Source organism: Pseudomonadota bacterium (assembly GCA_039028155.1).
Taxonomy (GTDB): domain Bacteria; phylum Pseudomonadota; class Alphaproteobacteria; order SP197; family SP197; genus JANQGO01.
In genome coordinates this window covers 1-15288 of sequence record JBCCIS010000081.1, presented here as the reverse complement: position 1 = coordinate 15288, position 15288 = coordinate 1, and the positions used below count along the sequence as shown (strand labels likewise).

The window sequence follows — 15288 nt, the reverse complement described above, 5'->3', positions numbered from 1 at the left end:
TCGTCGCTGATGCAGTCAGATACCGACGCAGGGTGGCGATCACCGCTTGCTCATCAACCAAAGCCCCTAGGCTTGGTTCCGCCGGTCTGTGCGGAAAGGACGGTAGCCAACCAGCGCACGCTTTCCAAGCAGTTTTTTTCGTCCTGTCCCCAGACCGTTAACCTTTTAGAATCAGGCATCTCTCCCGGCCTTCAAGGTCGCGCCGCCGCTCGACGACGCCCAGCCCGGCCCGGCTGGCAAGCGCGGCAATCGCGTCGGCCTGGCCGGGTCCGTGTTCCAGCACGGCGATGCCCTCGTCAGCCAGGATCGGCTTCAACTGCGGCACGATCCGGCGATAGGCATCCAATCCATCCGAGCCACCGTCGAGCGCGGCGACCGGCTCCCACAACGCGACCTCCGGCGCCAGCGAGGCGAGCGTTGCGGTTTCGATATAGGGCGGGTTCGACGCGACGATATCGAAGGGTCCGCTCAAACCGTCTGCCCAGTCGCCAGACTGAAACGCTGCGCGGTCACTAAGCGCAAGACGTTCTGCATTGCCACGGGCCAACGACAACGCATCATTGCTGGCGTCGACGCCGATACCAGTACTGGCCGGAAGTTCGTGCAGCAGCGTCAACAACAAACAACCCGTTCCGGTGCCGAGATCGAGCAGGCGCATCGGCTTCGAACGATCGGCGATATGATCGAGAACCGCCTCGATCAATGTCTCGGTTTCGGGGCGCGGGCTTAAGACAGCGCGGCTGACGCCAAACGCCAGACTCCAGAACTCCCTCGTACCCAGGATCTGTGAAACCGGCTCACGCGCCTCACGCTTCGCAATCACGTTGTCGAAGGCGTTCGCGTCGTTATCGGCAAGCGGATCGTCACCGTGGCCTATCAGATAGGCGCGGTCACACGTCAGCACATGACACAGCAACACCTCGGCATCGCGCTTGGGCGTTTCGACACCGGCATCTTCGAGACGCTGTGCGGCCGCAGCAATCGATTGCTGAAGCGTGCGTCCGCTCACGCCAGTTCGGCCAGTTGCGCGGCCTGGTCTTCGGCGGTCAGCGCGTCGACAATCTCGTCGAGACCGTCGCCGTTCAAAAGCTGTTCGAGTTTGTAGAGCGTCAGGTTGATGCGGTGATCGGTGACACGCCCCTGCGGAAAATTATAGGTGCGAATGCGTTCGGATCTGTCGCCGGACCCGACCTGGGAGCGGCGCGATTCCGCGCGCGCCTCGTCGCGCTCGCGACGCTCCTGCTCATAGAGCCTTGAAAGCAGGATCTTCATGGCCTTCGCGCGGTTCTTGTGCTGCGATTTCTCGTCCTGCTGGGCGACGACGATGCCGGTAGGCAAGTGGGTGATCCGCACGGCGCTGTCGGTCTTGTTGACGTGCTGACCACCGGCGCCGGACGCGCGATAGGTGTCGACACGCAAGTCTTTGTCGTCGACGTGCACGTCGACCTCCTCGGCCTCCGGCAGGACGGCGACGGTCGCGGCGGAAGTGTGAATGCGCCCGCCGGATTCGGTCACCGGCACGCGCTGCACGCGGTGCACACCGGATTCGTACTTCATTCTGGCAAAGACATCCTGGCCGGAGATCAGCGCCTGGGCCTCCTTGATGCCACCGATGCCGATTTCGCTGGCGTCCAAGAGCTCGAACCGCCAGCCGCGCGACTCCGCGTAACGCTGATACATGCGTAGGAGATCGGCGGCGAACAGCGCGGCCTCGTCGCCGCCGGTGCCGGCACGCACCTCCAGGATAGCGTTGCGTTTGTCCGCCTCGTCGCGCGGCAACAGCATAAGCTGCACCTTGCGTTCCAGATCGGGCACCTTCTCGGCCAGGCCGTCGCGTTCCTGGCGGGCCATCTCCTTCATTTCCGCATCGTTCTCGGCGGCGATCATCTCGTCGAGATCGGCCAGTTCACTCTCTGCCGAACGCAGTTCCCCAACCGTTTCGACCAGCGACGAGAGCTCTGCGTACTCCTTCGACAGTTTGACGAACTCGTCGCTGTCGCCACCGGCCGCCTGGTTCAGCAGTTCGGCCAGCTCCTGATGGCGCAACACCACGCGATCGAGTTTTTCCTGCAAACTCACGACTTTTCCTCTTCGTCCGGCGGCAAGCGGAACAACGCCTTCAACACCACATCGGCATGTTCAGCGGCCTTGGGATCGCGCGCCGCCAATTCGCGCAACGCTTCTGACGGATCGTGCAGCAAGCGTCCGACCAGCCGTCGCGTCGCCTCCTCGCTCCCGGCGCCGCCTAACTCCGCCATCAGTTCCTGGCGAATGGTCTCGAAACGCGACCTGAGCGCAGCCACGGCCGGCGTCGCACGGCGTTGATCCCGGTCATGCTGAAAGGCCTCCAGGCTCTCATCCACGATTGCCCATGCAGCTTCCGCCTCACCGGCACGTCCGGCACGCCCCGCCAGCGCGATACGTTCGAGATCGTCGAGGCCGTAAAGGAACACGTCATCCAGACGGTCGATGGCCGGATCGGCCTCCGCCGGCACCGCGGCGTCGACCACAAAAATCGGCCGGTTGCGCCGCCGTTTCAAGGCTTGTCGCAGGTCGTCGTAGCCCAACACATGCCCCCCGGTGCCGACCGACAGGATCACGATGTCGGCGCCGGCCAAGTCATCGGCCAGGTTCGCCATGTCGTGCAGTTCGGCGCCCAATCGCTGCGCGATGGGATCGGCCATGGCGCGCGTTCGGTGGGTCACACCGAGGCGCGACAGCCCATGATTGAGCATCCGCTCGGCAATCAGCTCACCGGCCTCGCCGGCCCCGATCATCAAACCGGAAACACGGGCGAGATCACCGTGGATATCGCGCGCGATTTCAACAGCGGCCGAGGCTATGGAGATCGGCCGCTCGCCGATCGCCGTTTCCGTCCTGACCCGCTTGGCCGCGGCATAGGCAGCCTGAAGCCGGCGGTCCAGCACTGGCCCGATCATGTCGTGTTTGGCGGCGCGGCGATGGCTCGCCTTGACCTGCCCGAGCACCTGCGGTTCGCCGACGATCAGGCTGTCGAGCGATGCCGCCACGGCAAAGAGTTGCCGCAGGGCTTCCTCATCCTGCTTGACGTAGACCGACGCATCGACCGTCGCGCCGGCGCGGTTCGCGAACTGGGCGCACACCGTCGCGGCGGCCGCATCGGGGTCGTCATGGGCAACGTGCAGCTCGACGCGATCACAGGTCGACAACAGCATGGCTTCGTCAATGCCGGCCTCGCGAATACTCTCGTAGTACGCCGTTAACTCCTGTTCAGTCACGAACAGGCGCTCGCGCAGGTCCAGCGGTGCCGAGCGATGGTTGACCCCGACGGCCAGATGATGGCGCGCGACGTCCTTCACTAACTGAGCGCGCGCAGACCCTCGCTTACCCGGTCGATCGGGAGTTCGGTCTGCTCCCCGCTGTCGAGGTCGCGCAACGTCGCGACACCGCGGGCAAGTTCGTCATCGCCCATGATAACAGCGGCCCGTGCGTTGACTTTGTTCGCGCGCTGCATCTGTTTCTTCAAATTGCCGCGATAGGCCAGTTCGATGATCAGGCCCTGGCGGCGCAGATCGTGCGCCAGTTTCTGGGCGGTAGCGCCGGCGCTCTCACCGACCGGCAGAATGGCATAGGGCCTGGGCAGCGGCGCCGGGTCGCCCGCCATCATCGCCAGGCGTTCGATACCACCGGCCCAGCCGACGCCCGGTGTCGCCGGACCGCCCATCTGTTCCATCAAACCGTCGTAGCGACCGCCACCAATAACGGTGCCCTGGGCGCCCAGTTGGTCTGTCACGAACTCGAACGCCGTGTGACTGTAGTAGTCGAGCCCGCGCACAATCTTCGGGTTTACCTGATAGGCAATGCCGAGCGCATCCAATCCCGCCTTGACCGTACCGAAGAAGTCGGCAGCCTCCGGCGTCAGGTGATCGAATATGATCGGCGCGTCGGCGACGATCCGCTTGTCGCCTTCGTCTTTTGAATCCAGTACCCGCATGGGGTTGCGTTCCAAGCGGTCGCGACTGTCATCGCTCAGGTCGTCACGGTGGTCTCGCAGAAACCCGACCAGCGCGTCGCGGTAGGCCGCGCGGCTTGCCGCATCGCCCAAGGTATTCAGTTCCAGCCGGGTCCGGTCGAGCACATCCAGCATATCCAGAACGTCGGCGCCCATGGCAATCGCCTCGATGTCGCCGGTCGGCTCGGCGATGCCGAACAACTCGACGCCAATCTGATGGAACTGGCGCTGGCGGCCCTTTTGCGGACGCTCATAGCGAAACATCGGCCCGGCATACCAGAGCTTCAACGGCATCTGTTGCAACAGGCCGTTGCTCAGCACCGCGCGCGCGACCGACGCGGTGTTCTCGGGGCGCAGCGTGACCGTGTCGCCGCCACGATCCTCGAATGTGTACATCTCCTTGGTCACGACATCGCTGGTGTCGCCCAAGCTGCGCGAGAAGACGCCGGTAAACTCGAAAACCGGTGTGCGGATCTCACCATAGCCGTAGCGTTCCGCCACAGCGGCACAGGCATCGATGACACGATCCTGGCGCCGGCAGTCCTCTGGTAAGAGGTCGTGGGTGCCACGCACGGGCTGAAGTTTGGCCACGGCAGATACGTCCGTTCTAAGGTTCGGCTATTCGGCGGCGTCGGCGTGCTCGCCAGCGCTGAGCGCTTCGGCCTTGCGTTCAACGAGCTCGACGATGTGGTCGACCATATCGCCACTGGACACCTTGTGGTCGGCGCTGCCCGCCATATAGACGAGATGGTTGCCCTTGCCGCCGCCGGTCAGGCCGATATCCGTCAGCATGGCTTCGCCCGGACCGTTGACGACGCAGCCAATGATCGAGACGGTCATCGGCACCTCGACATGGGCCAGCCGCTCTTCAAGCGCTGCGACCGTCTCGGCGACATTGAACTGCTGACGCGCGCAGGACGGGCAGGCGATGATGTTGACGCCGCGCTGGCGCAAGTTAAGCGCCTTCAGAAGCTCCCAGCCGACCTTCACCTCTTCGACCGGGTCGGTCGCCAGGGAGACGCGGATCGTGTCGCCGATACCCTCCCACAGCAGCATGCCCAGGCCGATCGATGACTTGACCGTGCCGCCGATCAGACCGCCGGCCTCGGTGATGCCAAGGTGAAGCGGATAGTCGCAAACCGCTGCCAGCTTGCGATAGGCGCCCACGGCCAGCGGCACGTTCGACGCCTTGACAGAAATCTTGAAGTCCAGGAAGTCGTGGTCTTCCAGGATCTTCGCGTGACCCATCGCGCTTTCGACCATGGCGTCGGCCGTCGGCCCGCCATACTTCTCCAGAAGGTGCTTCTCCAGCGAGCCGGCATTGACGCCGATGCGCATGGAGCAGCCATGATCCTTCGCCGCCTGAACGACCTCGCGAACGCGGTCGCTGGATCCGATGTTGCCGGGATTGATGCGCAGGCACGCGGCGCCTGCTTCCGCCGCCTCGATGCCGCGGCGATAGTGGAAATGGATGTCGGCAACCAGCGGCACGGGGGATTCGTAGACCAGCGACTTGAATGCCTTGGTCGAGGCTTCGTCCGGACATGACACGCGCACGATATCAGCGCCGGCAATCGCCAGTGCGCTGATCTGCTCGGCCGTTGCATGCGCGTCGCTGGTCAGCGTGTTGGTCATCGACTGCACCGTAACCGGCGCATCGCCGCCAACCTCGACGCTGCCGACATGAATTTTGCGGCTTTTGCGCCGCGCCGGCCTATCGGTATCTTGGTTTTGCATGGTTTTCGGCCAGTCGCTCTGTCCGGAGCGCCCTGATAGCCCAGCGCCCGGGAACCGTAAAGTCAAACCGGTTGAGGGATCCTAACGCTCAAGCAGGCTGTCAGGCTCCAAAAGGACGTCCTTGATCACCTCGCCCTGCTCACCCAGGGATCCGATGAGCTCGCCATCGACACGCACTTCAAGGCCGCCCGCATTGCCGGTCTTTAGCATGATGTCGCCGGTATTGGGCACACGATAGGTATCGCCCGGCGCCAGCACGCGGGTCAGCAGCACCTGGTTCCCCGGCGCCTCGATCTGGACCCAACTGGTCTCGACCGCGCGCAGTTCGACGCGAGAATCAGTGTTTGTCCGCCCATAGACCCTGGGCACATAGTCGTCGTCGCCCGTCGTGGCGGCGATCTCGCCAAGACCGGCGCCGTCTTCGACATTGATGGCCACGTCCGTCTCTGGCTCAGGTGGTTCGGGAAGCGCATCGGCCTCGGTTTCAACAGTGTCGATCGCCACACCGTCGGTTGTCTCCGCAGGCTCGGGTTCGACGGTATCGATAGCGACGCTGCCCGTGGTCTCCGCTAGCTCGTTCTCGATCGTGGCGGCCTGATCCGTGCCGGCACCGCTCGCCACGTTCTGACGCGCGATCGCGACATCGCCGACTTCCGCGCCAATCGACAGGCCATCATCGGTCCCCGTGTCGACAGGTTCCTCGCCTGTAAACAACGTCTCGACGTCATCGCTGCCGATATCGGTCTGCTCGCTGCCGGTCGCCGTCGCGATGTCACTGCTCTCCTCGCCGGTGCTCGTTCCCTCACTGCCGGCGACCTCCAAGGCGACGCCGTCATCGGTTGACGTTTCGGCCAGGAAGTCCGGCACGGGAGGGATCTGCTCGAGATCGACGAGATCACGCTGGCCAACCGCATACCAGGCGGCGAGCGCCACGACGACGACCAGCAGTGCGATGGCGATCATGCGCCCGGTTGGACGCCGGGTCTCGCTCGCAGGAACCGGGAAATAGAGATTCTGGCGCGCCAGCACACCGCCGGACTCGTCCTTATAGAGGCGAACCAGCTCTTCACCATCAAGACCCAGATGCTTGCCATAGGTACGGACAAAGCCGGCGACATAGGTCGGACCCGGCAAATCATCAAACCGGGCCTCTTCGATCGCTTGCAGATAGTCGAGGCGGATGTGCAGAACCGCGGCGACGTCCTCAAGCTCAAGACCTCTGGACAATCGCGCGGAGACAAGCTGGTCGGCAATGCGTCGCGGTGCCGTCTCCGCGTTCACATCGCGAAACGGCATGACGTTGCTGTTGTCAGCCGTCGGTTCAGCCCGTTCCGGTGTTTGTGTCATGGCGCTGCTAAAACCCGACCACAGGGCCCCTCGTCCCTGGAGTTTCGGGATCTAACCCTAGCATTGGCGCCAAAATGCGGCAAATCAGGCGCGTAGAGCTCGAGTCTCAAGCGCTGCGGTCGCCTGGTCGACCAGTTCGCCGATGATCTCTGCGGTCGGCTGTTCGGCGGTCACCATGCCGACGCTTTGCCCGGCCATCAGTGAGCCCGCCTCGACATCGCCGTCAATCACGGCGCGGCGCAACGCACCGGCCCAGAAATGCTCGATCTCAAGCTGGGCCGCCTTCTGGTCCAACTCGCCGCTGTCGAACCGGTCGATGACCTCGCGCTGCTTGTCCAGAAACGCCTTGGTCGCATCGTTGGCCAGCGCACGCACGGGGATAACCGGAAAGCGTGGATCAAGCTGGACCGACGGCTGGGCGTCGCGGGCGGCAGCGCGGATAAAGCTGCGTTTGAAGTCGTCATGGGCGATCGATTCCGTCGCGCACACGAACCGCGTACCCAACTGCACGCCGACGGCGCCCATGGTCAGATAGGTCGCAATCGCCTCGCCCCGCCCGATGCCGCCGGCAACAAACACCGGCACATCTTCGATATGCGGCAGGATCTCCTGGGCCAGCACGCCGGTCGCGACCGGACCGATATGACCGCCTGCCTCCATGCCCTCGATGACGATCCCGTCGATGCCGCTGCGGACCAGCTTTCGCGCGATGGCAAGCGCGGGCGCAAAGCCGATCGCCTTGGCGCCACGCGCCTTCACCTGGGCAATCGAGTTGGACGACGGTAGGCCGCCGGCAAGCACGATATGGCTGACCGCGTGATCACCACAAACGTCGATCAGCGCGTCCAGGTCCGGATGCATGGTAATCAGATTGACGCCGAAGGGCGCGTCTGTCAGCCCGCGCGTCGCCTCGATCTCTGCCGCCAGCAGATCCGGCGTCATGGCGCCGCAAGCGATCACGCCGAAGCCGCCGCCATTCGAGATCGCCGCGACCAGGTTGCGCTCCGACACCCACGTCATCGCGCCGCCCATAATGGCGTGCTCGACGCCTAAGAGGTCGCGGCCACGAGCCCACAGTTGGTCCAGCCGCGCACGGCCTGGTGACGGCGCCAGCAACCGGTTCAATCCACGTCCAGGCCGTAGGCCGTATGGAGCGCGCGAAGCGCCAATTCCAGATAGTCCTCGGAGATCAGCACGCTGATCTTGATTTCCGATGTCGAGATCAACTGGATGTTGATGCCGCGCCCGGCGAGCGCATCGAACATGGTCCGCGCGACACCGGCGTGGCTGCGCATGCCGACACCGATCACCGAGACTTTCACCACATTGGCATCCGGCGCAAACCGTTGTGCACCCAGCTTGTCGTTGTCCTTCTCCAGCAGATCGAGCGTGCGGTCCAAGTCCGCCTTGGCGACAGTGAACGTCAGGTCGGTGCGGTCGCCGTCCTCGGAAATGTTCTGGACGATCATGTCGACATTGATGTTGGCGTCGGCCAACGGTCCGAACAGGCTCGCCGCCACGCCCGGGCGATCCGGCAGGCCGATGATGGTGATTTTGGCGTCGTCCCGGCTATAGGCGATGCCACTGACAACTTGTTGCTCCACGATTTCGTCCTCGTCGACGACAAGCGTGCCCGGCGTGTCGGTGAAGGTTGAGAGAACTTGCAGCCGCACATGATGGTTCATGGCGGTTGCGACGGACCGCGTATGCAGGACCTTGGCGCCCTGGGACGCCAACTCCAGCATTTCCTCATAAGTGATCTTATCGAGCTTCCGGGCCTTGGCAACGATACGGGGATCGCAGGTGAAGACACCCTCCACATCGGTGAAGATATCGCAACGCTCAGCGCCCAAAGCGGCTGCCAAGGCGACCGCGCTCAGATCGGATCCGCCGCGCCCCAAGGTCGTCACACGCCCGACGTCACCAATACCCTGAAAACCCGTCACCACCGCGACCTGGCCATTCGCCAGGCGTTCCTTCAGGAGACTGGTCTCGATCTGTTGGATGCGGGCGGCGCCATAGACGTCGTCTGTCCGGATCGGGATCTGCCAGCCCGTCCATGAACGGGCGTCGATGCCGAGCTGCTGCACTGCGATCGCCATCAGGCCGGCGGTGACCTGTTCGCCGCTGGAAACGACGGCGTCATATTCGCGCGCGTCGTGAACCGGCGCCATGGTGCGCACCAGATCGACCAGACGATTGGTCTCGCCGCTCATGGCCGACACGACGACGGCGACCTCGTCTCCCCGGTCCACAGCTTCTTTGACGCGTGTCGCGGCGTGGCGGATGCGATCAATGCCGCCGACCGACGTCCCGCCGAATTTCTGAACGATGACGGCCATGTTACGTCTGTTTCATGGAACGGTTGCCGGAGCGCATATGCTCTAAGGCCGGAATTTGCGCTTTCCGGCCGGAATGCGGCCCTACATACTCTCGCCATGATAGCGAAGCAAGCCGCCGCCCCGGCAACCGGGAAACGCCCGTCGACGGTCGATCCCGATGAGGTACAGCAGTTCGACGCGCTGGCCGACCGCTGGTGGGACCCCAAAGGCCCGTTTCGCCCGCTTCATCGCCTGACGCCAGTTCGCCTGACCTATATCCGCGACACCATTGCCGCCCATTTCGGGCTTGAAACCAGCCAAAATGAGCCGTTTTCGGGGTTGCGCGGGGTCGATATCGGCTGCGGCGGCGGCCTCGTGGCCGAACCCCTGGCGCGCCTCGGTATGGAGATGACGGGTATCGACGCGGGGGCAAACAATATCGGCGCCGCCCGCGCCCATGCTGCCGGCCAGGGTCTGGCTATCGATTACCGCTGCACCACGGCCGAGGAGGCTGCGTCCGCCGGCGAACGGTTCGACGTCGTTCTGGCCCTTGAAATCATTGAACATGTGGCCGATCGCGGCGCTTTTGTCCGTGCTTGTTGCGAACTGGCAACACCCGGCGGCCTGATCATTCTGTCGACCCTGAACCGCACCGCGAAGGCCTTCGGTTTGGCCATCGTCGGCGCGGAGTACGTCCTGCGCTGGCTGCCACGTGGCAGCCACGACTGGCGAAAGTTCGTGCGTCCCTCAGAGCTGGCGCGTGACCTGCGCGCGGCCGGCGCCAGCCCGAGCGACACCAGAGGTGTCGTGTTCGATCTGGTCGCCGACGAGTGGCGATTGTCCAGCGATCTCGACGTCAATTATTTCATGACCGCGACCTCAGCGTGATCGCTGTCGCAGACGCCCATTTAGGATGCTGATACAGGCAGTTTGCGGTGACCGGCCTCAATATGAGACCATGGGGGGTTCGTGGGGGAGAGCAGTTTTGACGAGCCAGGGTGGTTCACCGATCGCGGGTTAAACGACAATCGGGGTATCTCGACCAAGGTCATGGCCGTGGCGACCATAGAGCAGGCTGATCTAAGGCGCAGGCGCGAACGGCGCACATTCTGGGCCGTTGTCGCCATTTGGGGTGTGGCCATGGTGCTCATGCTGGGCGCCGTGGCCTGGCTCGACGAACGCGCGGTGCGGCGCGAAGAGGCGACCTTCAATCATCAGCAGTTCCTGGTGACACAGATCGCCGCGCGGGCCATTCATGACCAGATCCAGAACATGGTGATCCGTCATGGCAACCTGCTCAGCCTGCAGGTTGCCACGCTGATGTCGAGCTCAACCGTGACGCCGGAAGCGCTTGCCCGGTTCATGGACGCCAACCGCAATTCAACGGAACTGTCGTTGCTGCTGTTCAACAGCGCGGGACAGTTACGCGCGGAATCCTCGACCAACTTGCTGGCCGATCAGGATGTTCTGACCAGCCTGGGCACCTGGGCGCAGGAAGCATGGGAAGCGCCGGTACCGCAAGGCGATGCGCCGCCCGATGCCGCGATCTTCGCTGACATGCTCCAGCGCTCGCTCGCCATACGCTATCCCTTGGTCGACGGTACCAGTGTGATCGGTGTGCTGGTCGTCGTCTTCGATCTCGACAACCTAATCGAACGGTTCGTGACGCCGCTTGAAGAGGGCCGCTTCGGCGCCAGCATCGTGTTGGCCAGCGACGGCTCGGTCGTCTACGACAAGATCACGGAGAATATCGGCCGCAACGTCTTCGACGGCTTGCACGAAGGCTTCCCCGAACTGCTCCGGCTCGACGAGAAACTGCTGTCGCAGTCGTCGGGCATGGACGAATACGACCTGCGCGGTCAACCGGGCGGCCAGGCGAAGCGCATGCTGGTCGCCTGGAACAGTGTCGACCTGGGCGACGCCAGCATCGTCATCGCGCTCTCCTCGCCCGATGCCCACATCGCCGAAGCATTGTCGGAGCTGCGCCTGCAATACGTTCTGGCCGGCGTCATCGTCGCGATCGCGATGGTGATGCTGGGTGTCCTCGTGCTGCGTCTGCGTCATACCGATTTACGCGTCGCCGCCGACGAGTTGCAGCGCCAGGTCGACGTCAGAACCGGCGAGCTGGAAGCCAGCGAGACCAAGTACCGGGCCCTGGTCGAGGCCTCGACCCAGGGCATCACGATCCGTCGCGATGGACGATTTCTCTTTTCGAATCAAGCGTTTGCCGACATTCATGGCTATGAAAGCCCGGACGATGTCATGACGCTTGAATCGATCGACGATACCGTCGCCGAGGGCGACCGCGACAAACTGCATGACCTGCAACGCCGCTTTGTTCTGACCCATGAGACCGGCGCCTACGAATACCAGGGACTGCGCAAGGACGGCAGTACCGTCTGGCTTGAGGCGCGCAACAGCACCGTGCCGTGGGAAGGCAAGGACGCCATGCAGTGCATCGTCGCCGATATCACCGAGCGCAAGCGCGCCGAACAGGAACTGATCTCCGCCAACGTTAATCTGGAGCAGGCGAACCAGGCGAAGTCCGACTTCCTGTCGCGCATGAGTCATGAGCTGCGCACACCACTCAACGCGATCATTGGTTTTTCCGAGACCATGCTGAGCGAGGTCTTCGGGCCGATCGGGTCCGACCGCTACCGCGACTATGTCAACGACATCCACTACAGCGGCACGCACCTTCTGACCCTGATCAACGACGTCCTGGACGTCGCGCGCATCGAGCAGGGCGAGCTGAGACTGAACGACGACATCGTCGACATCTCCGACATCGTGCGCACGTCGATCCGGCTGATGGAACCGATCGCCGCGCGCGAGAGCATCGGCCTTGAAGTCGACATCGATGACGATCTGCCGACCCTGCACGGCGACCGCCGCGCGGTCCGCCAGATTGTCTTCAACCTGCTATCGAACGCGGTGAAGTTCACCGATAGCGGCGGCACGGTGACCGCCCATGTCTATCAGGCGCCGGGCGGTGAGATCACCGTGGTCGTCGAGGATACCGGCATCGGCATTCCGGCGGCCGCCCTCGCCAACATCACCGAACCATTCGTTCAGGCCGCCACGGGCGAGCGCCAGTACCAGGGTTCGGGCCTTGGCCTCACCATCGTCAAGGCGCTTCTCGAGATGCACGGCGGCACCTTGACGATCGACAGTCAGGAAGGCGAAGGCACCACCGTGACCGCCATCTTCCCCGCCGAACGTGTCAGCGTGCCCGCAAGGAAATTGACCGCGACCTGATCGCCGTCCCATAAGGGCGCACGGCTTCCATCATCACGGAATCCGGCGACACACCAGGCGGGGTAGACCATGGACAAGAATGCGATCTTCAATCAGCTGGGCCTGAACGATCAGGACCTGGAAAACGCCTTTATGACCGGTGGCGACCACGCGGTGGTGAGCCCGATCGACGGCGCCGAACTGGCCCGCGTCAAGATGACCTCCCCCGACGAGGTTGACGGCATGGTCACCAAATCCGTCGAGGTCCAACGCGCCTGGCGCAAGCTGACGCCGCCCCAGCGTGGCGAGGTCATCCGCCGCTTCGGCGACGAACTGCGCGCCCACAAGGATGCACTTGGCGGGCTGGTGACGCTGGAAACCGGCAAGATCCTGGAAGAAGGCAAGGGCGAAGTGCAGGAGATGATCGATATCTGCGACTTCGCGCTGGGCCTGTCGCGCCAGCTCTATGGCCTCACCATCGCGTCGGAGCGGCCCGGCCATCGCATGATGGAGACGTGGCATCCCCTGGGCGTCGTCGGCTGCATAACCGCCTTTAACTTCCCCGTCGCCGTTTGGTCGTGGAACTTCTGCATCGCGGCGGTCTGCGGCAACACCATGGTGTGGAAACCGTCGGAGAAGACGCCGCTGACGGCCATCGCCTGCAAGCGCCTGTTGGGCCGCGCGGCCGATGCGTGCGACTTCGACGTGCCGTCGGATCTCGTCCAGATCGTCGTCGGCGCGCAAGAGGCCGGCGCGCGGATGGTCGATAACCGCGACGTCGCCCTGGTCAGCGCCACCGGCAGCACGCGCATGGGTTATGAAGTCGCGCCGCGTGTCGCCGGCCGCATGGGTCGCTACCTGCTGGAGCTGGGCGGCAACAACGCCGCGATTGTCGCGCCGACCGCCGATCTTGATCTGACCGTGCGCGGCATCGCGTTCGCCGCCGTCGGCACGGCCGGTCAGCGCTGCACCACCCTGCGCCGCGTCATCGCCCACGACGCCATCTATGACGCCCTGCTATCGCGCCTCAAATCGGCCTATGACAGCGTCCCCATCGGCAATCCGCTGGAAGGCGGTAATCTGGTCGGACCGATCATCGACGGGCGTTCGTTCCAGTCGATGCAGGCGGCCCTGTCACGCGCCATCGACGAAGGCGGGCGGGTTCATGGCGGCGAACGCGTCTTGGAGACGGAGTACCCCGGTGCCTACTACGTCAAACCGGCGATCGCGGAGATGCCGTCGCAGACCGGTGTGGTCAAGGAAGAGACGTTCGCGCCGATCCTCTACACCATGCGCTATAGCGACTTCGCCGACGCCATCGCCATGCAGAACGATGTGCCCCAGGGCCTGTCGTCCTGTGTCTTCACCAACGATCTGCGCGAGGCCGAGCTCTTCGTCTCCGATGAGGGCAGCGACTGCGGCCTGGCCAATGTCAATATCGGCCCGTCCGGCGCGGAAATTGGCGGTGCGTTCGGTGGCGAGAAGGACACCGGCGGCGGACGCGAGTCCGGATCCGATGCGTGGCGCGCCTATATGCGGCGCCAGACCAACACGATCAACTTCTCGACGGAACTGCCGCTTGCCCAGGGCATCAGTTTCGATGTCGGCTGAACCAAACGGCGGATAACGCGTGACCAGCGACCAGATTGAAATCAGCGTCATCATCCTGGTAGCGGCCGCGCTCTTCATCTGGGGCCGCTGGCGTTACGATCTCGTCGCCTTCACCGCTTTGATCGCGGCCGTCCTGACGGGCGTGGTCGACAGCACGGCAGCCTTTACCGGCTTTGGCCATCCCGCCGTGATCACCGTGCTGGCGGTGCTGGTCATCAGCCGCGGCCTTTTCAACTCAGGCGTTGTCGACATCATCGCGCGGTCGGTCGTGCGCGCAAGCGCCAGCCCGTTCCTGCACGTTACCGTCTTGGCCGGTGTCGCGGCGTTCCTGTCGGCCTTCATGAACAACGTCGCGGCGCTGGCGCTCCTCATGCCGGTCGCGCTCCAGTCCTGCGCCAAGGTTGACCGCGCGCCGGCGCTTGTCTTGATGCCGCTCTCGTTCGGCTCGATCCTGGGTGGTCTCGCCACCCTGATCGGCACGCCGCCCAACATCATCATCGCATCCTACCGTGCCGAGAACCTGGGCGCGGAGTTCGGCATGTTCGACTTCACCCCGGTCGGCGGTGTTGTCGCGGTGATCGGTGTTCTGTTCGTCGCCCTGATCGGCTGGCGGCTGCTGCCCAAGGATGTCAGAAGCCGCAACGTGCCCGCCGACCTGATCGCGATCGAAAACTACGTTACCGAAGCCAGTGTCGGCGAGGGTTCGAAAGCCATCGACCAGCCGATCCATGAACTCGACGAGGCGCTGGAGGAGCACGACACGCGCATCATCGGTCTGATCAGGCAAGGCCGGCGCATCTTGAGCGCGGCGCGGCGCGAGCATGTGCGCGAGGGCGACGTGCTGATGCTGGAAGCAAGCCCCGACGGCATCGCCGCGGCGGTCGCTGATCTGAAACTGGAGCTGGTCGGCGACAAGGGGCAGGCCGCGGAACTGTTGACCGGCGAAGACGCCGTGATGGTCGAAGCCGTGGTGCAGCCGCGCAGCCGGATCGAAGGCCACACGCCGAGCAGCCTGAGCCTGGGCCGCCAGCACGATATCAACCT

General features: G+C 64.0%; 12 protein-coding genes. 4 read left to right on the top strand and 8 right to left on the bottom strand.

Features of this window, described 5'->3' with window-relative positions; all coding sequences use genetic code 11:
* Positions 1–157 precede the first annotated feature (157 nt).
* The 8 genes from prmC to AAF563_23960 all read right to left on the bottom strand — a co-directional run bounded on the left by prmC (position 158) and on the right by AAF563_23960 (position 9417).
* Positions 158–1009, bottom strand: a complete 852-nt coding sequence (prmC, locus tag AAF563_23995) for a peptide chain release factor N(5)-glutamine methyltransferase (protein ID MEM7124360.1) — start codon at positions 1007–1009, stop codon at positions 158–160.
* Positions 1006–2079, bottom strand: a complete 1074-nt coding sequence (prfA, locus tag AAF563_23990) for a peptide chain release factor 1 (GenBank protein MEM7124359.1) — start codon at positions 2077–2079, stop codon at positions 1006–1008. Before prfA ends, prmC begins: the two co-directional genes overlap by 4 nt.
* Positions 2076–3338 (bottom strand): glutamyl-tRNA reductase, encoded by a 1263-nt coding sequence (gene hemA / locus AAF563_23985; GenBank protein MEM7124358.1) that lies wholly within the window; start codon positions 3336–3338, stop codon positions 2076–2078. The genes prfA and hemA overlap by 4 nt, the downstream gene beginning before the upstream one ends.
* Positions 3338–4582, bottom strand: coding sequence for a histidine--tRNA ligase (hisS, locus tag AAF563_23980; GenBank protein ID MEM7124357.1), 1245 nt, complete (start codon positions 4580–4582; stop codon positions 3338–3340). Before hisS ends, hemA begins: the two co-directional genes overlap by 1 nt.
* A 27-nt stretch (positions 4583–4609) precedes the next feature.
* On the bottom strand, positions 4610–5728 hold the full coding sequence (gene ispG, locus AAF563_23975) for a flavodoxin-dependent (E)-4-hydroxy-3-methylbut-2-enyl-diphosphate synthase (protein ID MEM7124356.1): 1119 nt from the start codon (positions 5726–5728) through the stop codon (positions 4610–4612).
* An 81-nt stretch (positions 5729–5809) separates the two neighbouring features.
* Positions 5810–7075 carry a helix-turn-helix domain-containing protein gene (locus AAF563_23970; GenBank protein MEM7124355.1) on the bottom strand — a complete coding sequence of 422 codons (1266 nt, stop codon included), beginning with the start codon at positions 7073–7075 and terminating at the stop codon, positions 5810–5812.
* A gap of 84 nt (positions 7076–7159) precedes the next feature.
* On the bottom strand, positions 7160–8200 hold the full coding sequence (locus AAF563_23965; protein MEM7124354.1) for a nitronate monooxygenase: 1041 nt from the start codon (positions 8198–8200) through the stop codon (positions 7160–7162).
* Positions 8197–9417, bottom strand: a complete 1221-nt coding sequence (locus AAF563_23960) for an aspartate kinase (GenBank protein MEM7124353.1) — start codon at positions 9415–9417, stop codon at positions 8197–8199. Before AAF563_23960 ends, AAF563_23965 begins: the two co-directional genes overlap by 4 nt.
* A 96-nt stretch (positions 9418–9513) precedes the next feature.
* Between AAF563_23960 and ubiG the strand changes: the two genes are divergently transcribed.
* From ubiG to AAF563_23940, 4 genes are all read left to right on the top strand, one after another.
* Positions 9514–10284, top strand: a complete 771-nt coding sequence (gene ubiG / locus AAF563_23955) for a bifunctional 2-polyprenyl-6-hydroxyphenol methylase/3-demethylubiquinol 3-O-methyltransferase UbiG (protein MEM7124352.1) — start codon at positions 9514–9516, stop codon at positions 10282–10284.
* Between the two features lie 81 nt (positions 10285–10365).
* Positions 10366–12654 (top strand): ATP-binding protein, encoded by a 2289-nt coding sequence (locus tag AAF563_23950; protein ID MEM7124351.1) that lies wholly within the window; start codon positions 10366–10368, stop codon positions 12652–12654.
* 132 nt (positions 12655–12786) lie between these two features.
* Positions 12787–14244 carry an aldehyde dehydrogenase family protein gene (locus AAF563_23945; GenBank protein MEM7124350.1) on the top strand — a complete coding sequence of 486 codons (1458 nt, stop codon included), beginning with the start codon at positions 12787–12789 and terminating at the stop codon, positions 14242–14244.
* A 19-nt stretch (positions 14245–14263) separates the two neighbouring features.
* On the top strand, positions 14264–15288 hold a 1025-nt coding region (locus tag AAF563_23940; GenBank protein MEM7124349.1), incomplete at its 3' end, for an SLC13 family permease.